Annotated in this window: 15 protein-coding genes and 1 pseudogene; 10 read left to right on the top strand and 6 right to left on the bottom strand. The window is 64.5% G+C overall.

All coding sequences use genetic code 11. The features are described from left to right. Positions 1-2: 2 nt before the first annotated feature. Positions 3-470, bottom strand: a complete 468-nt coding sequence (locus M2432_RS14875) for an SRPBCC family protein (protein WP_280827588.1) — start codon at positions 468-470, stop codon at positions 3-5. Positions 471-717: 247 nt separating this feature from the next. On the opposite strand from M2432_RS14875, the gene M2432_RS14880 reads away from it, so the two are divergent. The 3 genes from M2432_RS14880 (at position 718) to M2432_RS14890 (ending at position 2,811) form a co-directional block, all read left to right on the top strand. Continuing rightward, positions 718-1,389 carry a chitin-binding protein gene (locus M2432_RS14880; protein ID WP_280827589.1) on the top strand — a complete coding sequence of 224 codons (672 nt, stop codon included), beginning with the start codon at positions 718-720 and terminating at the stop codon, positions 1,387-1,389. Between the two features lie 146 nt (positions 1,390-1,535). Then, positions 1,536-1,895, top strand: coding sequence for a DUF427 domain-containing protein (locus tag M2432_RS14885; protein ID WP_280827747.1), 360 nt, complete (start codon positions 1,536-1,538; stop codon positions 1,893-1,895). A gap of 22 nt (positions 1,896-1,917) precedes the next feature. Beyond that, positions 1,918-2,811, top strand: a complete 894-nt coding sequence (locus tag M2432_RS14890; RefSeq protein ID WP_280827590.1) for a DNA-3-methyladenine glycosylase 2 family protein — start codon at positions 1,918-1,920, stop codon at positions 2,809-2,811. Here M2432_RS14890 and aqpZ read toward each other — a convergent pair. Together aqpZ and M2432_RS14900 are read right to left on the bottom strand one after the other, a co-directional pair. Continuing rightward, positions 2,808-3,531 (bottom strand): annotated as a pseudogene (gene aqpZ / locus M2432_RS14895) (aquaporin Z). The gene M2432_RS14890 and the pseudogene aqpZ overlap by 4 nt on opposite strands. A gap of 144 nt (positions 3,532-3,675) precedes the next feature. Then, the gene (locus tag M2432_RS14900; RefSeq protein WP_280827591.1) at positions 3,676-4,494 is read right to left on the bottom strand and encodes a PaaI family thioesterase; all 819 of its coding nucleotides are present in this window, start codon (positions 4,492-4,494) and stop codon (positions 3,676-3,678) included. 748 nt (positions 4,495-5,242) lie between these two features. Between M2432_RS14900 and gltB the strand changes: the two genes are divergently transcribed. The 4 genes from gltB to M2432_RS14920 all read left to right on the top strand — a co-directional run bounded on the left by gltB (position 5,243) and on the right by M2432_RS14920 (position 12,815). Then, positions 5,243-9,853, top strand: a complete 4,611-nt coding sequence (gltB, locus tag M2432_RS14905) for a glutamate synthase large subunit (protein WP_280827592.1) — start codon at positions 5,243-5,245, stop codon at positions 9,851-9,853. Continuing rightward, positions 9,846-11,312, top strand: a complete 1,467-nt coding sequence (locus M2432_RS14910) for a glutamate synthase subunit beta (protein ID WP_280827593.1) — start codon at positions 9,846-9,848, stop codon at positions 11,310-11,312. Before gltB ends, M2432_RS14910 begins: the two co-directional genes overlap by 8 nt. A 331-nt stretch (positions 11,313-11,643) precedes the next feature. Next, on the top strand, positions 11,644-12,435 hold the full coding sequence (locus M2432_RS14915; protein ID WP_280827748.1) for a polysaccharide deacetylase family protein: 792 nt from the start codon (positions 11,644-11,646) through the stop codon (positions 12,433-12,435). A 239-nt stretch (positions 12,436-12,674) separates the two neighbouring features. Continuing rightward, on the top strand, positions 12,675-12,815 hold the full coding sequence (locus tag M2432_RS14920) for a hypothetical protein (RefSeq protein ID WP_280827594.1): 141 nt from the start codon (positions 12,675-12,677) through the stop codon (positions 12,813-12,815). A 289-nt stretch (positions 12,816-13,104) separates the two neighbouring features. On the opposite strand, the gene M2432_RS14925 is transcribed toward M2432_RS14920, so the two are convergent. Continuing rightward, positions 13,105-13,956: an LLM class F420-dependent oxidoreductase gene (locus tag M2432_RS14925; protein WP_280827595.1), complete on the bottom strand. Its 852-nt coding sequence runs from the start codon at positions 13,954-13,956 to the stop codon at positions 13,105-13,107. A gap of 71 nt (positions 13,957-14,027) precedes the next feature. Here M2432_RS14925 and M2432_RS14930 point away from each other — a divergent pair, with 71 nt between their 5' ends. After that, positions 14,028-15,032, top strand: a complete 1,005-nt coding sequence (locus M2432_RS14930) for a PHP domain-containing protein (RefSeq protein WP_280827596.1) — start codon at positions 14,028-14,030, stop codon at positions 15,030-15,032. A gap of 10 nt (positions 15,033-15,042) precedes the next feature. After that, positions 15,043-15,465 (top strand): hypothetical protein, encoded by a 423-nt coding sequence (locus M2432_RS14935; protein ID WP_280827597.1) that lies wholly within the window; start codon positions 15,043-15,045, stop codon positions 15,463-15,465. A 372-nt stretch (positions 15,466-15,837) separates the two neighbouring features. Here the strand turns inward: M2432_RS14935 and dinB are convergent, their stop codons facing one another. After that, the gene (gene dinB / locus M2432_RS14940; RefSeq protein ID WP_280827598.1) at positions 15,838-17,046 is read right to left on the bottom strand and encodes a DNA polymerase IV; all 1,209 of its coding nucleotides are present in this window, start codon (positions 17,044-17,046) and stop codon (positions 15,838-15,840) included. A 40-nt stretch (positions 17,047-17,086) separates the two neighbouring features. Continuing rightward, the gene (locus M2432_RS14945) at positions 17,087-17,728 is read right to left on the bottom strand and encodes a TetR/AcrR family transcriptional regulator (protein ID WP_280827599.1); all 642 of its coding nucleotides are present in this window, start codon (positions 17,726-17,728) and stop codon (positions 17,087-17,089) included. A 77-nt stretch (positions 17,729-17,805) separates the two neighbouring features. Here M2432_RS14945 and M2432_RS14950 point away from each other — a divergent pair, with 77 nt between their 5' ends. After that, entirely contained in the window at positions 17,806-19,275 is a 1,470-nt protein-coding gene (locus M2432_RS14950; RefSeq protein ID WP_280827600.1) for an NAD(P)/FAD-dependent oxidoreductase, read from the top strand. Positions 19,276-19,347 lie beyond the last annotated feature (72 nt).

A 19,347-nucleotide genomic window follows, 5' to 3' on the forward strand; every position in this document is an offset into this window, starting at 1 on the left:
GGTCAGCTTTCGGCGCGGGCCTTGAGGCGTTCCAGGGTGAGGCGGATGTGCTCGGCGTTGACCGCGTCGCGATCGCTCACTCCGGTGAGTCCGCCGGCGAAAATCTTGAACCACCCTGGCCTGGTGTCCCAGGTGGATTCGGATACCTGACAGCCACTTTCGGTGGCGACGATGTCGTAGCGCCAATGTGCGATAGGCAGTGCAAGAGCGGTGACGTCGAAGGCGAAAATCCGGCCGGGTTCGGCATCGGTGACGGTGCACTTGGTGTTCCAGGTCTTGGCGCCATTGCGGTTGTGGCCCTTGAACACTGCTCCTCGCGTGACCGACGAGCCTTTCTGCCACACCATCGCGTCGACTTCCTCGGCCAGCGCCGCCAGCGTCGGTAGGTCTGTCAGCAACGCGTAAACGGCGGCGGGATCGGCGGCGATCGCTACCGAAGCACTGACGCTGACGGGGCCCTGTCCGGTCATGGGGCGATAGTAGGGCAGAGCGAAATTGGCTTTCCAGTCGGTATTTGCCTGTCGATGCGTAATCGCAATGAATTTTGCGCAGGCCTTCGGTTCGCCGCTGACCTGGTAATCGGCAGCGAGGTACAACCACGGCAGAAGATCTGCACAGTCGCGCTACAGCTCATTCATAGCTTCACCGGTAACGGTTAACGGGTCATCATGCGATAGACCGCATGACGGCACCTTCCAGCGAAGGAGTTGAGTTGGTATGAGCTTGAAAAACATTGTCGCGACGGTTGCACTCACCGGTGCGGTGAGTGCGAGTCTCGCGGGACTGGGTATGGGCGTCGCACAGGCGCAGCCCGGACCCTGCGGCCCGCCGGGGGCGCCCTGCGGTCCCGGCGGCCCGGGAGGCCCGCATGGCGGCCCGGGTGGTCCGGGCGGTGGCCCGGCAGGCCCGCATGGCGGCCCGGGTGGCCAAGACTGGCACCCAGGTGGGCCCGGCGGCCCCGGTGGTCCGGGTGGTCCGGGCGACTGGCATCCGGGTGGTCCCGGCGACTGGCATCCCGGTGGTCCGGGTGGCCCAGCCCCAGGCGATTGGCATCCCGGTGGGCCCGGCGACTGGCATCCGGGTGGGCCCGGCGACTGGCACCCTGGCCCGGGTGATTGGCACCCTGGCCCGGGTGATTGGCACCCTCGACCGGGCGATCCCGGTCCGGGTGACATGCATTGGCGCGGCGGTCCTCCGCCGTGGGGTGGCGGACCCGCGCCGTGGGGCTTCGGGCCGCCGCCTCGTCCGCCGTTTGCGTGGGTGCCGCCGCCTTTCGGCGCGCCGCCACCACCGGCGTTCGATTACTGGGGTCAGTCGGTTCAGCCGATCTTTGATCCCGGGTTCAATGGCTGGGGCTTCTGGTTCTTCGGAATCTGGGTGCCGCTGTAAACCCGCACTAATCGAATAAGTGCCGTCTGACGTCTGGGCCTGGCATCGTTCGGTCATCCTCGCAGGTGACCGTCGGTGTCAGGCCCAGCGTCATATCTGGGAATCGACCACGGGGACCAGGCGTTGGTACCAACATGTCTGGTGACTTGAACGAACGTCCCGTGCTGCAACCTTCGGCGCAACACCCCATCACCGTGACACCGACCGGCAAGCGTGTCACCGTGACGGTGAGCGGCCGCACCGTCGCAACTACCGACGATGCTCTGACTTTGCAGGAGTCCAATTACCCTGCTGTGCAATATATTCCGATGGCCGATGTGGACCCGTCGGTGCTGGCCCCCAGCACCACGACGAGCTATTGCCCGTACAAGGGCGACGCCACATATCTGGATGTCCTGGGCGTTCCGGACGTGATCTGGACGTACGTACAACCCTACGAGGCCGTGTCCCAGATAGCTGGTAGGGCCGCGTTCTACCCAGACAAGGCCGACGTCCTCGTGGGCTGAGCCGTCCACCTACGCTGGACCTGTGCTCACCGCGAGCGTGGTCCTGGACGGGCCGGCGGCCCTTGGCCAGACCCTGTCCCCATTGCGTCGAGGCAGTCAAGACCCGACGTTCCGGACTGAGGGCCGGGTCATTTGGCGGACCAGTCTGATGTCCTCCGGGCCGGTCAGCGCCCGGCTGAGTGGGGCGGCAAACATCGTTGAATGCGAAGCCTGGGGCGACGGCGCCGCCGAGTTCATCGACCGACTGCCGGCACTGGTCGGCGCCGAGGACGACGCCAGCGGATTCGATCCAGCGGACCCGATCCTCGCCGAGGCGGTCCGGCGAGCGCCCTACCTGCGACTGTGCCGTACCGGTCGGGTGCTGGAGTCGCTGATCCCCGCGGTCATCGAGCAGCGTGTCGCGGGCATGGACGCCTGGTCAGCATGGCGGCGAATGCTGTGGCGGTTCGGCGCGCCCGCCCCAGGGCCGGCGCCAACCGGAATGCGGGTGCCACCAGCAGCGGACGTCTGGCGCAGCATTCCGTCCTGGGAGTTTCACCGCGCCAACATCGATCCGGGCCGGGCGCGCACTGTTGTCGGCTGCGCCCAGCGGGCCGATGCGGTTGAGCGGCTGACCCCACAGTCGGCACGTGCGGGCCTGATGTCGTTGCCCGGTGTTGGTGAGTGGACGGCGGCCGAGACCATGCAGCGCGTCTTCGGTGACGCTGACGCATTGTCGGTGGGTGACTATCACCTGGCCAAGCTGGTCGGGTGGACTCTGCTGGGCCGGCCGATCGACGATGCGGAAATGATCGACCTGTTCGAGCCGCTGCGGCCACACCGTCATCGGGCGGTCCGACTGCTGGAAGCAAGCGGCCTGGCGCGCAACCCGAGATTCGGTGCCCGCCAGGCCATTCCGAACCTGGAAGAACTTTAGTCGGCTTCCGCCTTACCGAACAGCAGCGGGTACAACACCCCGGCGACCGCGCCGCCCACCAGCGGTGCCAGCCAAAACGCCCACAACTGAGTGGGCGCTCCGTCGCCGTTGAAGAACGCCACCGCGGTCGACCGGGCCGGGTTGACCGAGGTGTTCGAGATCGGAATGGAGACGAGGTTGGATCAGGGTCAGCATCAGGCCGATGGACAGTCCAGCGAAGCCCTTAGGTGCCCGGGCATCGGTGGAACCGAGGATGACCAGCAGAAACATGGCGGTCAGGACCGCCTCGGTGATGAGCACAGCGGTCAGGCTGAAGTGCGACGGTGAGTGCACTCCGTAGCCGTTGGCAGCCATGTTGCCCGTTGCAGACCAACCTGGACGTCCGGACCCGATGGCGTACATCAGAGTGCCGGCAGCAACGCCACCGATGACTTGCGCAATCCAATAGCCGGGCACCGCATTCCATTCGGTGCGCTTGGCCAGCGCAGCCCCCAGGGTCACCGCGGGATTGAAATGGCCACCGGAAATGTGGCCGAACGCATATACGCCGGTCAAGACGGTCAGGCCGAATGCGAATGCCACACCCAGAAAGCCGATACCGAGTGAGGTGTTCTCTTCGGGGTTGGCCGATACCATCGCGGCGCCGCAACCGCCGAGTACCAGCCAAAATGTGCCGATAGCTTCGGCCGTCAAGCGACGGCCCATTGTCGGAGCGCTCATTCGCTTCAATCTCCATTCGAATCGCGAAAATCGGATAGGGACAACGCCATTCGGATAGGGACAACGCCATTCGAGAATCCCACTGCGATGGCGTGGACCGGCCCGATGTTGCAGAATGTTCGCTCAATAGAGATGCTGCACGATTCAGCGATACGCGGTGACGCGCGCGATGAGCGCAACCTTGCCGTCGTTGCCGACGGCCTGCGCGTCGGCGACACCGCTGCGCCTCCCAGCCCGTAACACCGTTGCGGTGTAACGGGATTGGTCACCGGCGAAGAACTGCCGAAGGAAATTGACGCGGACGGAGGCGGTGCTCAGCGGGTCGGAGCGTCCGGCGTTGAGCGCGGCCGACGCGACCAATTCAAGACCCGCGGAGGCGATGCCGCCGTGGACGATGCCCAAAGTGTTGTTGAGCACCGGGTCTGGGTGCTGCAGCAGCGTTGGCTCGCCGTCGGGGCCGGCGGTCACGGCCATCATGTCGGCCAGCCCGGAGCGCGGCGAGATGTCTGTGGCGGGATAGTCCGCGGGGTCGGCGGTCATGCTGCCGGCAGACTCGGCGACGCCGGGTGAATGCAGGTGCACCGACCGCACTGTGCCCACTCCGATGACGGTGGATCCATGGCTCAGCCGGCAGCGGCCCAGCGCGGTGTCGCCCTTCTCGCCGGTCGGCCGGGCGGTGGCGACCACCCGGACACCAGGGCGTGCGGCAATGGTCGCCTCGGCCTCGGGGCTCAGCTCCAATGCCAGTTCGGTGGACACCGTCCACTCGTCCGGCTCCCGGCGGTGGTGGTTGACCAGACCGCAGGCGTGGTCCACCAGCACGGTCAGGGCGGCGAGCGTGGGCGCGCCCGTCAGCGGATTGGTCATACCGTGCACGGCAATGCTTGACACGCACCGCTCGTCGGACAAGTCGAGGGTGTCGATGCCGAAGCGGCCGATCGGGGAGTTCAACGGATGGCGCATCGTCTCTCAGCTTGGCAATAGGGATAGCGTCAGATACCCCCCGGGGGTGTTTTTGCGGGCGGGGTTCAAAGCTGGTTCGACAGCGCACGAGCGGTTGGGGCTTCGAAGGCGGGGGAGGCAATGGTCCGATCTGCCCGACTCGGTCGGCGACGGCATCGATCCTGCTGCGAAAGTCGTTGGTGAACAATGTTGTATCCCTCTGGGTGCACCTGATGCGACGACGGTGCGTGAGGGTTTGATTAGGCCGCCCAGGGCGCGGATCGCCGTCCGGTTGGTGGGTACCCCCGCGGGAGGCTGCTGAAGGAGCGAATTAGCTGGCAGGAAGGGTGATCAGGGTCATTCTCTAAGAATCTGAGCAGGCTTTCGGCAAATCATGAATTGGTCATCTAGCTAGCGAAAAGTAGGCCGGAGCAAATACACTATAGGTGTCGTGACGAATGGCTCAGGTGGGCAGCGTCCATCCGCGTCATCGTTCGTTTGGCGAAACTTTAAGGGCTGCAATAGAATTGCCTGCACCAACCGGCGGCCCTCGACGGGCGGCCAGCGCTGCCGCGGCCGTCCGTTTAGGTCTGCCTAAGTTGGCATGTCAGGCCGGGTTTGTCATATCGTTTTGTCTCAACTTGTGGCGAGTGGGATGGCCCGTCGTTCAGTGCTGCACGCTGGCATGCCCGTCGCTCGGTCCGCTGACGCCGCTGTCGCGGCCGTCAGGCGAAGCTTCGTAAAGAAGATGTTGAAGGGTTAGGTGGGAATGACGCCGCAGCACGGCGGGCCCAGCAGGATCGGGCTTTATAACCCCGCGTACGAGCACGACGCATGTGGCGTCGCCATGGTCGCGGATATCCACGGACGTCGTAGTCGGGACATCGTCGACAAGGCGATCACCGCTCTGCTGAATCTGGAGCACCGCGGCGCAGCCGGAGCCGAGCCGAACACCGGTGACGGCGCAGGCATCCTGCTGCAGGTCCCCGATGCCTTCCTGCGTGCTGTTTGCAAGGAGGAGGAAGGCTTCGAGCTTCCGCCCGAGGGCAGTTACGCCACTGGCATCGCCTTCCTGCCGCAGTCATCGCGCGATGCCAAGCTGGCCTGCGAAGCTGTCGAGAAGATCGTCGAAGCTGAAGGCCTGCAGGTGCTGGGCTGGCGCGACGTGCCTTCCGACGATTCTTCGCTGGGCGCACTGGCCCGTGACGCGATGCCGACGCTGCGCCAGATCTTCATCGGCGGCGCCTCGGGCATGGACTTGGAACGCCGCGTCTACGTGATCCGCAAGCGTGCCGAGCACGAGCTGGGCACCAAGGGCCCCGGTCAGGACGGCCCCGGTCGCGAGACCGTCTACTTCCCGAGCCTGTCCGGCAAGACCATCGTCTACAAGGGCATGCTGACCACCCCGCAGCTGCGGGCGTTCTACCTGGATCTGCAGGACGAGCGGATGACCAGCGCGCTGGGCATCGTGCACTCCCGGTTCTCCACCAACACGTTCCCGTCGTGGCCCTTGGCTCACCCGTTCCGCCGGGTTGCGCACAACGGTGAGATCAACACCGTCAACGGCAACGAGAACTGGATGCGGGCCCGTGAGGCGCTAATCCACACCGACGTGTTCGGGTACCACAACGACCTGAACAAGATTTTCCCGGTCTGTACCCCGGGCGCCTCGGACACCGCGCGGTTCGACGAGGTGCTTGAGCTGCTGCATCTGGGCGGTCGTCCGCTGCACCACGCGGTGCTGATGATGATCCCCGAGGCCTGGGAGCGTAGCGAGTCCATGGACCCCGCCCGTCGGGCGTTCTACCAGTACCACTCTTCGCTCATGGAGCCGTGGGACGGCCCGGCCTCGGTGTGCTTCACCGACGGCACCGTGGTCGGCGCGGTGCTGGACCGCAACGGCCTGCGTCCGTCGCGTATCTGGGTCACCGATAACGGCCTGGTCGTCATGGCCTCCGAGGCCGGCGTGCTGGACCTCGACCCGTCGACCGTGGTCAAGAAGATGCGTCTGCAGCCTGGCCGGATGTTCCTGGTGGACACCGCGCAGGGCCGGATCGTCGACGACTCGGAGATCAAGGCCGAGCTGGCTGCCGCGCACCCGTACCAGGAGTGGCTCGACAACGGCCAGTTCCACATCGATGACCTGCCCCCGGGCGACTACGTAAAGATGCCGCACCACCGAGTGGTGCTGCGTCAGCAGGCGTTCGGCTACACCAACGAGGAAGTCACCCAGCTGATCGCGCCGATGGCGCGCACCGGCGCCGAGGCCCTGGGCTCGATGGGTACCGATACTCCGATTGCTGTGCTCTCGCAGCGGCCGCGGATGCTGTTCGACTACTTCCAGCAGCTGTTCGCCCAGGTCACCAACCCGCCGCTGGACGCCATCCGTGAAGAGGTGGTCACCAGCCTGCAGGCGGTCGTCGGACCCGAGGGTGACCTGCTGAACCCCGACGAGAACTCGTGCCGGCAGATTGTGCTGCCGCAGCCGATCCTGCGCAACGCCGATCTGTCGAAGCTGATCTGCGTGGACCCCGACCACGAAATCCGCGGCCGCAAGCACGGCATGCGCGCGGCAGTGGTGCGCTGCCTGTACCCGGTCGCCGACGGCGGCCAGGGGCTGCGCCGCGCGTTGGAAGAGGTGCGGGCCAAGGTTTCGCAGGCCATCCGCAACGGCGCACGCATCATTGTGCTGTCGGACCGCGAGTCCAACGAATGGCTGGCGCCGATCCCGTCGCTGCTCACCGTGGCTGCGGTGCATCACCACCTGGTCCGGGATCGCACCCGCACCCAGGTTGGCCTGGTGGTTGAGTCCGGCGACGCCCGCGAAGTGCACCACATGGCGATGCTGGTCGGCTTCGGCGCGGCCGCCATCAACCCGTACATGGCCTTCGAGACCGTCGAGGACCTGGTCGACCGCGGCTTCATCACCGGCATGTCCAGTGACAAGGCCAAGGCTAACTACGTCAAGGCAGCCGGCAAGGGCGTGCTGAAGGTGATGTCCAAGATGGGCATCTCGACCCTGGCCTCCTACACCGGCGCTCAGCTGTTCCAGGCTGTCGGCGTGGGCCAGCGGGTGCTCGATGAATACTTCACCGGAATCTCCTGTCCGACCGGCGGCATCGACCTCGATGACATCGCGGCCGACGTCGCCGCCCGGCATAGTCTGGCCTACCTGGACCGGCCCGACGAGTGGGCCCATCGGGAGCTCGAGGTCGGCGGTGAGTACCAGTGGCGCCGCGAGGGCGAGTACCACCTGTTCAACCCCGACACGGTGTTCAAGCTGCAACACTCGACCCGCACCGGGCAGTACTCGATCTTCAAGGAGTACACCAAGCTGGTCGACGACCAGAGCGAGCGCATGGCTTCGCTGCGCGGCCTGTTCAAGTTCAAAGATGGTGTGCGCGAGCCCATCTCGATCGACGAGGTCGAGCCGGCCAGCGAGATCGTCAAGCGGTTCTCCACCGGCGCCATGAGCTACGGCTCCATCTCGGCGGAAGCCCACGAGACACTGGCCATCGCCATGAACCGCCTTGGCGGACGGTCGAACTCGGGTGAGGGCGGCGAGAACGTCGAGCGGTTCGACCGGGACCCCAACGGCGACTGGCGGCGCAGCTCCATCAAGCAGGTGGCGTCGGCGCGTTTCGGTGTCACGTCGCACTACCTGACCAACTGCACCGACATCCAGATCAAGATGGCCCAGGGCGCCAAGCCCGGTGAGGGCGGCCAACTTCCGGGACACAAGGTGTACCCGTGGGTGGCCGAGGTACGGCACTCGACCCCGGGTGTCGGCCTGATCTCGCCGCCGCCGCACCACGACATCTACTCGATCGAGGACCTGGCGCAGCTGATCCACGATCTGAAGAACGCCAACCCTGAGGCCCGCATCCACGTGAAGCTGGTGTCGGAGAACGGCGTTGGCACCGTCGCCGCCGGCGTCTCCAAGGCGCACGCCGACGTGGTGCTGATCTCCGGACACGACGGTGGTACCGGTGCCACGCCGCTGACTTCGCAGAAGCACGCGGGTGCGCCGTGGGAACTTGGTTTGGCCGAGACGCAGCAGACCCTGCTGCTCAACGGTCTTCGCGACCGCATCGTGGTCCAGGTCGACGGTCAGCTCAAGACCGGCCGTGACGTGGTGATCGCCGCGCTGCTCGGTGCCGAGGAATTCGGTTTCGCGACAGCACCTTTGGTGGTGACGGGCTGCATCATGATGCGCGTCTGCCATCTGGATACCTGTCCGGTGGGTGTGGCCACCCAGAACCCGGTGCTGCGTAAGCGGTTCACCGGCCAGCCCGAGTTCGTCGAGAACTTCTTCCTGTTCATCGCGGAAGAGGTCCGGGAACTCATGGCGCAGTTGGGCTTCCGCACCGTCAACGAGATGGTCGGACAGGTCGGCGCGCTGGACACCACCGAGGCGGCTGCCCACTGGAAGGCCCACAAGCTGGACCTGGCCCCTGTGCTGCACGAGCCCGAGTCGGCGTTCATGAAGCAGGACCTGTACTGCACGACGGGTCAGGACCACGGCTTGGACAAGGCGCTCGATCAGCAACTGATCACCGAGTGCCGGGAGGCCATCGAGTCCAAGGTTCCGGTGCAGCTGTCGATGAAGATCACCAACGTGAACCGCACCGTGGGCACCATGTTGGGCCACGAGGTCACCAAGGCGCATGGCGCGCAAGGTCTTCCGGACGGAACCATCGACATCACGTTCGACGGTTCGGCTGGTAACAGCTTCGGCGCCTTCCTACCCAAGGGCATCACGCTGCGGGTCAATGGTGACGCCAATGACTATGTCGGCAAGGGCCTTTCGGGTGGACACATCGTGGTGCGCCCGTCGAAGAACGCTCCGGCCGGCTTTGTGGCCGAGGACAACATCGTCGGCGGCAACGTGATCCTGTTCGGCGCCACCAGCGGGCAGGCATTCCTGCGCGGTGTGGTGGGCGAGCGGTTCGCAGTGCGTAACTCGGGCGCGCAGGCGGTCGTCGAAGGTGTCGGCGACCACGGCTGCGAGTACATGACCGGCGGCAAGGTGGTCATTCTCGGGTCCACCGGCCGCAACTTCGCCGCGGGTATGTCCGGCGGCATGGCCTACGTGTACGACCCGCAGGGTGTCCTGCCGGACAACATCAATGGCGAGATGGTCGATCTCGATGTGCTGGATGCCACCGACGAGCTGTGGCTCCACGAGATGATCACCGCGCATGTCGATGCGACGGATTCGGCTGTGGGGCAGCGAATTCTGTCGGATTGGCAGACTCAGAAGGAGCAGTTCATCAAGGTGATGCCACGCGATTACAAGCGGGTGCTGGAGGCTATCGCCGGGGCCGAGGCCGCCGGCGAGGACGTCAGCGACGCGATCATGGCGGCCGCTCGTGGCTGATCCGAACGGCTTCCTGAAGCACACCCACCGTCAGACCCCAGTTCGTCGTCCGGTTGACCTGCGCCTCAAGGACTGGAAAGAGGTCTACGAGGACTTCGACCACGAGACCCTGCAGGACCAGGCGTCGCGTTGTATGGACTGCGGTATCCCGTTCTGCCACAACGGTTGTCCCCTGGGGAACTTGATCCCCGAGTGGAACGACCTGGTGTACCGGAACCGCTGGCGCGACGGCATCGAGCGGTTGCACGCCACCAACAACTTCCCGGAATTCACCGGGCGGCTGTGCCCGGCGCCTTGTGAGGCATCGTGCGTGCTTGGCATCAACCAGGACCCGGTGACCATCAAGCAGGTTGAGGTCGAGCTCATCGACAACGCCTTCGAGCAGGGCTGGGTCGTCCCGCTGCCGCCCGAGGAGCTGACCGGCAAGACGGTCGCCGTGGTGGGCTCAGGCCCGGCCGGCTTGGCCGCCGCGCAACAGCTCACCCGCGCCGGCCACACCGTCACGGTCTTCGAGCGGGCCGACCGCATCGGTGGTCTGCTGCGCTACGGCATTCCGGAATTCAAGATGGAGAAGCGGCACATCGACCGCCGTCTGGCGCAGATGGAGGCTGAAGGCACTCAGTTCCGCGCCGGGGTGAATGTCGGTGTCGACATCACCGTCGAGCAGTTGCAGGAAGACTTCGACGCCGTCGTGCTGGCCGGCGGTGCCACCGCCTGGCGTGACCTGCCGATCCCGGGCCGCGAGCTCGACGGCATCCATCAGGCCATGGAGTACCTGCCTTGGGGCAACCGGGTCCAGTTTGGTGACGACGTCCTCGGACCGGACGGCGAACCGCCGATCACGGCCAAGGGCAAGAAGGTCGTCATCATCGGCGGTGGTGACACCGGCGCCGACTGCCTGGGCACCGCGCACCGCCAGGGTGCCGAGAGCATCCACCAGTTCGAGATCATGCCGCGGCCGCCCGAGGAGCGCGCTGAGTCGACCCCGTGGCCGACTTACCCGCTGATGTTCCGGGTGTCTTCGGCGCACGAAGAGGGCGGCGAGCGCGTGTTCTCGGTGAACACCGAGGAGTTCGTCGGAACCGGCGGCAAGGTGTCTTCGCTGAAGGTGCACGAGGTCGTCATGAAGGCCGGTAAGTTCGAGAAGGTCGAGGGTTCGGACTTCGAACTGCCCGCCGACATCGTCTTCCTGGCTATGGGCTTCGTCGGTCCCGAGCGTGAGGGCCTGCTGACCGAGCTGGGTGTCGAGCTGACTGACCGCGGAAATGTGGCGCGGGACAACGACTTCCAGACCACGGTGCCCGGCGTGTTCGTGGCCGGCGACATGGGTCGTGGACAGTCGCTGATCGTGTGGGCCATCGCCGAGGGCCGTGCCGCGGCCGCTGGCGTGGACCGCTTCCTGATGGGTGAGACGGCGCTGCCGGTGCCGATCAGGCCGACAGCCGCTCCGCAGCGATGAGCCCTTGCGAGAAGAGCAGATGACAGAGATCAGCGAGCAGTGCTGATCAGATAGTCGAACTGAGGCTCGGTGGTGCTTATGTACCGCCGGGCCTCAGTCGATTCAGTGGTCGAACTGGTGATGGCCGCGGGCCGGTGCGGCGTACCGAGTCGACGGAGTACCAGGCTCAGACCACCGATCACGAGTTACTTAGCTAACAACTCAGCATCGATGGGCGTGTCGGATGTGGCTGATGTGGTGCACGTCGTGACACTTGGTCGGTTCGGGTCCGATCTACCCGGGCCGAATCCCTATGAAGAACCGTTATCCTGCTCTGCCTGCAGCCTCCGAGCTGAGTCGACGCCATTTCCTGGTGGCGTTGTCCACCTCGGTGGTCGTCGGGGTCGGGCTGGCGCGCTGCGCGATTGACGATCCGCGCAGTTTGGCGGCTTCACCGCCCTCAGAGCCGCCAGCACATCCGAGCCTGCAGCTTCCTCTTCCCGGAGGGGGCGAGTTGAGCAGCCTTCCCGAAGCCGCGGGCAACACCCTGGCGTTGACACTCGACGACGGGGTCAACGCCGATGTGGTGAGGGGCTACACACAACTGGCCAAGGACACCGGTATCCGACTGACTTACTTCGTCAACGGCCGGTACCAGTCCTGGACGCAGCACCGCGATCTGATCCGCCCGCTGGTGGAGTCCGGTCAGATCCAGCTAGGCAACCACACCTGGTCGCACCCGGACCTTGCCACGCTGACCAAAGACCAGATCGTCGACCAGTTGGAGCGCAACCACAAATTCCTGCAGGCGACATTCGGAGCCGATGCGCGGCCATACTTCCGGCCGCCGTACGGCAGCCACAACCCATTGGTCGACGCGGTGGCGACCGAGTTGGGTTACTCGGTGCCGTTGATGTGGACAGGCTCGCTGGAGGATCAGAACGTGGTCACCAAGGACTACATCCTCAAGATGGCCGACAAGTATTTCACCGCGCAGACCATAGTGATTGGCCATCTGAACCATTTGCCAGTCACACACGTGTATGGGCTGTTGGTAGATCTGCTCAAGTCCCGGAACTTGCGGCCGGTCACCCTAGACGACGTCTTCCGTAAGCCACGCCAGACACCGGCCCGATCCCGGTAGTGGCATAGCTCACATGTTGGATACGTCACATCTAACGGTGTGACTCAAACTCTAATTTAAGAGTGGATTAAGACAATAGATCGCCACATCAGCAACAATAGCCCCATTAGAAACATCAGATTTTTCTTCGGCGCGCCTAGCTGTGTTTGCCGGTGCTCGGCGTTCTAATGAATCGGCGGGGGTCGTGCGATAGTGTGGCCCCGAGGTCCGGCAAATCGCAGACCGCAGGAGTGAACAGCATGTACAACAACCCGTTTTCGCGCTCACGCATGGGACGTATTGCCTGGTCCCTGCTCCGCCACCCGGTGAAGAGCCGTGAGTTCCCCGCGAAGAACGAACGCCTGGTTACCGCCGCGGAGATGCTCCGCTTCGGCGTCTAACGATACGTTCGGATGGATTTGTAAAGTCCCACCACAGAGTTTTCTTATTTGCCGGACGTTACCCAAACGTGATCTGGCAGTCCATGTCGACCGCCCGCCCAATTGATCTGGGCCGGGCGGTTTGTTATTTCTGCAGGAGGCGGCGAATGGCACCCGGCGCGCAGACGCAAATTCACTGCGGTAAGGCATACCGAGGCTCGTTTCAGACGCCGCTGCTGGGCTCAGGCGGGGCCGTTGCTGGTCGCCGCCGGCTGCGCAACGATGTACGCGCGCCGGCGGCAACACTGACCTACGCGGTCTGCAGCCCCGAGTCCCGGATCGCCTGCGCCAGCGGCTCAAGTACCGCCACGTCATGCGGCTGCGGCAGGTAGATGATCGCGAGGTCCAGGCCTTCGGCGCCTAGTCCAGCGGCCTCGTCGACGACCTTCTGATAATCGCGATCCTCACCCAGCCGTACGTGCGCCGACAAGGTGATCTCCTTGGGATCGCGCCCCACGTCGGCGCAATGCGCGGCCAGGACGTCGCGTTTGCGGGCGAACTCCTCGGGCGGGCCGCCGACGAAATTCCAGTGGTCGGCGTACTGCGCGGTGATGCGCAGGGTGCGCTTCTCTCCGCTACCGCCGATGCAGAACGGCGGGTGCGGCTGCTGCGGGCCCTTGGGCTCGTTGCGGGCGTCCTTGAGTTGGTAGTACTTGCCGTCGAAAGTCGTGGTGTCCTGCGTCAGCAGGCCTTTCAGCACAGCACAGGCCTCCTCGAAGCGGTCGAACCGTTCCTTGACGCTGCCCAGTTCGATGCCGTACGCACCGGACTCCTCCTCGTTCCAGCCGGCGCCGATGCCGAGCTCGAGTCGGCCGTTCGAAACGATGTCCAGCGCTGAGGCCATGTTGGCCAGGACCGCCGGATGGCGGTAGTGAATGCCGGTGACCAGCACCCCGACCCGGAGCCGCTTGGTGGCCTGGGCCAGCGCCGTCAGCGTGACCCAACCCTCCAGGCACGGGCCCGAGGAGTCGGAGAAGATCGGGTAGAAGTGATCGAACGTCCAGCCCGACTCGAAGACGTCGATGGCGTCGGCAGCCTGCCAAATGGCAAGCATGTCCGACCAGGTGGTGTTCTGCGGTGAGGTTTTGAAGGCGAATCGCACGTCTTGTGAAACTAGTCTCGGGGGCCGGATAATTCCTGGGAGTTGCCCGACAGTCTTGGCAGACTAGGGGCATGGACCCAGTGGCCGCGCTGCGTGAGATCGCGTTCTACAAGGATCGCGCGCGCGAGGACTCCCGGCGCGTCATGGCCTACCGCAAGGCTGCCGATGTGGTCGAGGCGTTGGATCCCGAACGGCGCGAGCAGCTAGGTCGTGCCAACAGCTGGCGGTCTCTGCCTGGCGTCGGGCCCAAAACTGCAGCGGTGATAGCCCAAGCATGGGGTGGTCGTGAGCCCGACGCACTAATCGATTTACGTTCAGCGGCAGAGGATTTAGGTGGCGGCGAGCTTCGTACGGCTTTGAAAGGCGACCTGCACCTGCATTCAAACTGGTCGGACGGTTCGGCACCGATCAGTGAAATGATGGCCACGGCAAAGGGTTTGGGCCATGAATACTGCGCACTGACTGATCACTCGCCTCGGCTTACCGTCGCCAACGGGCTGTCCGCCGACCGGCTGCGACAACAACTCGACATCATCGACGAGATGCGGGAGCGGTTTGCGCCCATGCGAATTCTGACCGGCATTGAGGTCGACATTCTCGACGACGGTTCGTTGGACCAGGAGCCCGAGCTCTTGGAACGCCTGGACATCGTCGTTGCCAGCGTGCATTCCAAACTCTCGATGGACTCGGCTGCAATGACTCGTCGAATGGTGCGTGCGGTATCGGGTGGACAGGCCAATGTTCTTGGCCACTGCACCGGACGCCTGGTCGAAGGAGCGCGCGGTACCCGCCCGGAATCGAAATTCAATGCTGAGCAAGTCTTCGCGGCGTGTCAGGTCAATGATGTAGCGGTGGAGATCAATTCGCGCCCAGAGCGACGCGATCCGCCGACCCGTCTGCTGAACCTGGCGTTGGAGATGGGATGCCTGTTCTCGATTGACACCGATGCGCACGCGCCAGGGCAACTGGATTTCTTGGGCTACGGCGCCCAGCGGGCCTTGGATGCCGAGGTGCCGACGGAACGTGTCGTGAATACTTGGCCGGTGGATCGATTGCAGGCATGGGCGGGCGCGTAGCCTCTGCGTCATGGTCCTGTCTACTGCCACGGTCATCACTCTGCTCGCGGCCGGGCTGATCTTCCTACTGGCGCTGATTTTGGGAATTTGGAAGTACCGGCAGATGGCCGTGACTGCGGATCACTTGGCGCACCCCTACGTTGACATTGCGCACCGCGCGGCGCTGCTGTATTCCTTTGCGACGCTGCTGGTTGCGGTGTTTGTCCAGTTGAGTGCCTGGCCGATGTGGGTAAACCTCACGGCAGCAATGGTTTTGGTGTTCTTCTTCGTGGTGGCGATCGCCTCTTACATCCAGCACGGGCTACGCCATGACACCACCAACCAATTCGAGCATCCAGGGCCGGGCCTGCATGCGGGGATGGCGGCATTGATCATCGGTGAGGTTGGGGGATTTTCGGTGTTGCTGTCGGGATTTATTGCTGCGCAACTGTGACCCCGAAGGGCAATCCGAGTTCGCCGGGCCGCTGCCTGGCATAGTCCGGGAATGTCCGCGGCGTTTGTCGCTGACGCTGAAACCGGCCATCAGATTCCGGGAACCCGACATTAGTCGCCGACCGTCACTAATTGTCCGAAAATCTATGGTATTGACAACTATTCGGGACGGTAGCCGGGCGGAGGCACCTCGGAAACAAGATAGACAACGGTCTACGGCCGGACACTGGGGACGCCAGCGTTGCAGATGATGAGGCAGTACATGCGCTCGGAATAATCGGCCGGCGTCGACGACTAAAGCACTGCCGACACTTGGCTGATCTGCATACAGGGCGGTTGCGAGCGCAGCGGGTGACAAGGTTTTGACCGACGTCTAATCCGGCAACATCGGCATCTCCCATCCAGGGTCTTTGCCGACCAGTACCCCGCGAGTCAGGCACGCATTGCCGAACCGCTGCCGCACCAGATCCACCGCGCAGTCCACGGCAGCAGTGTCGGGCGCGCCGTCGAACGGTAACTCCAGCTGCTCGGAGCCGCCATTGTCGACGTTCGATACGGCGAACCCGACGAGAGTCAACCCCCGTTCGGCGATAAGCGGCGCCGCATCGGTGATTAATCCTCTTGCCACGCTGAGGATTTCGTCGGTGGATGCGGTGGCGCGGGCCATGGTGTGCGAACGGGTGACACGGCTGTAGTCGTCGAACCGCAGCCGCAGCACCACGGTGCGGCCGGTCCGCCCGCTGGCCCGCATGCGCCGGGCGATGCGGTCGATCAGATTGATCACCATCACGTCGATTTCGTTGTCGGACATGGTATTTCCGCGGCGACCGACGGCCCGCTGGGCGCCGACCGAGCGGCGCCGATGGCCGGACGTCACCCGCCTGCTGTCGATGTTGCGGGACAACGCGAACAACTGCCGTCCCATCGCGCCACCGACCATGGCGTCCAGCGCCGATTCGGACAGATCGGCGACGTCGGCCACCGTCTCGATGCCGTGCTCCCGGAGTTTTTCCGCGGTCTTGGCGCCGACGCCCCACAGTTGGCGCACTGGTAACGGGTGCAGGAACGCCAATTCGCGGTCGGGTGGTACCAAGAGCAATCCGTCGGGCTTGGCCTGCTGGCTGGCGACCTTGGCCAGGAACTTGGTGCGGGCTATCCCGACGGTGATGGGCAGACCCGCCCTTTCGCGCACTGCGGTTCGCAACTGCGCACCGATCTGAACCGGGGTGCCCGAAACTCGGCCGAGGCCGCTGACGTCGAGGAAGGCCTCGTCCACGGACAAGGGTTCGACGACGGGAGTGGTGTCGCGGAAGACCGCGAAGACGTCCTTGCTCGCCTGCGAGTAGGCGGCCATCCGCGGCGGAACGACAATGGCTTGAGGGCACAGTCGGCGCGCCTCGCTGCCGCCCATAGCGGTCCGGACCCCGTAGGCCTTGGCCTCATAGCTCGCCGCCAGCACGACCCCGCCGCCGACGATGACCGGCCGCGCTCGCAGCGACGGATCGTCACGTTGCTCGACTGATGCGTAGAACGAATCGAGGTCCGCGTGCAGGATGGCAGCCTGAGGGTCCGACACGAACATATGTTCGCATAAAGACGCGACAGGCTCTAGTAGCAGATGTTTAGGGCGTTGCGCCGTAGATGCTGGTCAGCCAGATGTGGGCGAGGGTGGTAACGACATCGCCGTGGTCGACGGCGCCTTGTTCGCCGGCCAGGGTGGCCATCATGGCCCGCTCGTTCATCAGGTTCAGCGATGTCGCGAGATCGAGTGCGGGAATGGTGTCGGGTGCGGTGCCGCGCTGGCGTTCACTGGTGATCAGGGCGGCGGTCAGCCCTATCCATTTCTGCATGAGCCCGGCCCAGTAATCGCGGAACTCGGGGACGGATTTGATGGCTTCGAGACCGGCTCGCACGGTGGCCGGGTGGGAGCCGAATGAGCTGAAGAAGGTCTCGATGCCGCGCCGGATCGCTTCCCGAGGCTCGGTGGGCATGTCGTCGAGCACCTTGTCGAACCCGGTGTCGGCCCTTTTGATCAGCGGGTCGAGCAGTGACAGCAGCACCGCTTCTTTGGATGGGAAGTAGAAGTAGAACGTGGGGCGCGATATCCCGGCCCCTTTGGCCAGGTCATCGACGGAGATGTCGCTGAACAGTCGGTCTTCAAGTAGCCGTGTGGCGGTCGCCAGGATGGCGGCTTCGCGGTCATCGCCCGACGGTCGCGCCGCGCGTCGGCCCCGGGCGGGGCGGGCTGTACTCGTCGTGGACATAACCGCAGCCTAACAGTGTGTTGAGTTTTTCAACACACTGTTGACCACCTCAACATGATGTTGATACCGTCGGTTCTATGACCGAACACTTCGATGTCGTGATCGTCGGCGCCGGCATCTCCGGCATCAGCACCGCGTGGCACCTGCAGGACCGCTGCCCCAACAAGAGCTACGTGATCCTGGAGCGGCGCGAGAACATCGGCGGCACCTGGGATTTGTTCAAGTACCCCGGCATCCGGTCCGACTCGGACATGTTCACTCTCGGCTTCCGGTTCAAGCCGTGGGAATCGGCCAAGTCCATCGCAGACGGCCAGTCCATCTGGAACTACATCAACGAGGCCGCCGACGAGAACGGCATCAGGAACCACATCCGCACCGGCCACCGCGTCTTATCGGTGGACTGGTCCGACGCCGACAACCACTGGACCGTGGACGTCGAGCACAACGGCGAAACCAAGCAGATCACCGCGTCGTTCCTGTCGGTGTGCAGCGGCTACTACAACTACGACGAGGGCTACTCGCCGGAGTTCCCGGGCTCGGCGGACTTCAAGGGCCAGATCATCCATCCGCAGCACTGGCCTGAGGACCTGGAATACGCAGGTAAGAACGTCGTGGTCATCGGCTCCGGTGCCACCGCGGTGACCCTGATCCCGTCGCTGGTGACCGGCGGCGTCGGCCACGTGACGATGCTGCAGCGCTCGCCCACCTACATCGGCGCACTCCCGCTGGTGGACCCGGTCGCGGCACGGACCAACAAGTACCTCCCGAAACACTTGGCGCACTTCGTCAACCGGTGGAAGCAGATCGGCTACAGCACCGGCCAGTACCAGATCGCCCGGAAGTTCCCGGCCATGTTCAAGAAGGCGCTCCGGCAGATGGCCGAGCGCCGACTGCCCGAGGGCTTCGACTACGACAAGCACTTCAGCCCACGCTACAACCCGTGGGACGAGCGAGTCTGCCTGGCGCCCAACGGTGATCTGTTCAAGGCCATCCGGTCGGGCAAGGCCGGCGTCGTCACCGACACCATCGAGACCTTCACCGAGACCGGCATCAAGCTGGCTTCCGGCGAGGAGTTGCAGGCCGACATCATCGTCACCGCAACCGGTCTGAACATGCAGCTGTTCGGCGGCGCGGTGGCCAATCGCAACGGCGAGCCGATCGACCTGACCAAGTGCATGACCTACAAGGGCCTCATGCTCTCGGGTGTGCCGAACATGGCCATCACCTTCGGCTACACCAACGCATCGTGGACTCTGAAGGCCGACCTGGTCTCGGAGTACATCTGCCGGGTGCTCAATTACATGGACGCCAACGGATTTGACCGGGTCGAGCCGCAGCATCCCGGTGGCAGCGTCGACGAGCTGCCGTTCATGGACTTCACCCCGGGCTACTTCCGGCGAGCCATGGACAGCCTGCCCAAGTCGGGCTCGGAGGCACCTTGGCGGCTCAAGCAGAACTACTTCTTCGACATGCGGACCATCCGGTACGGCAAGGTCGACGAGCAGTCACTGCAGTTCACCAAACACCGTGCCGCAGTGACGGTCTAACTCGGCGATAAGAACATATCTGTCCCCGCACGCTTGGCGTGCGGGGACAGATACGTTCCCCCGGCAAGCGGG

This window comes from Mycobacterium sp. OTB74 (genome assembly GCF_029892685.1).
Lineage (GTDB): Bacteria > Actinomycetota > Actinomycetes > Mycobacteriales > Mycobacteriaceae > Mycobacterium.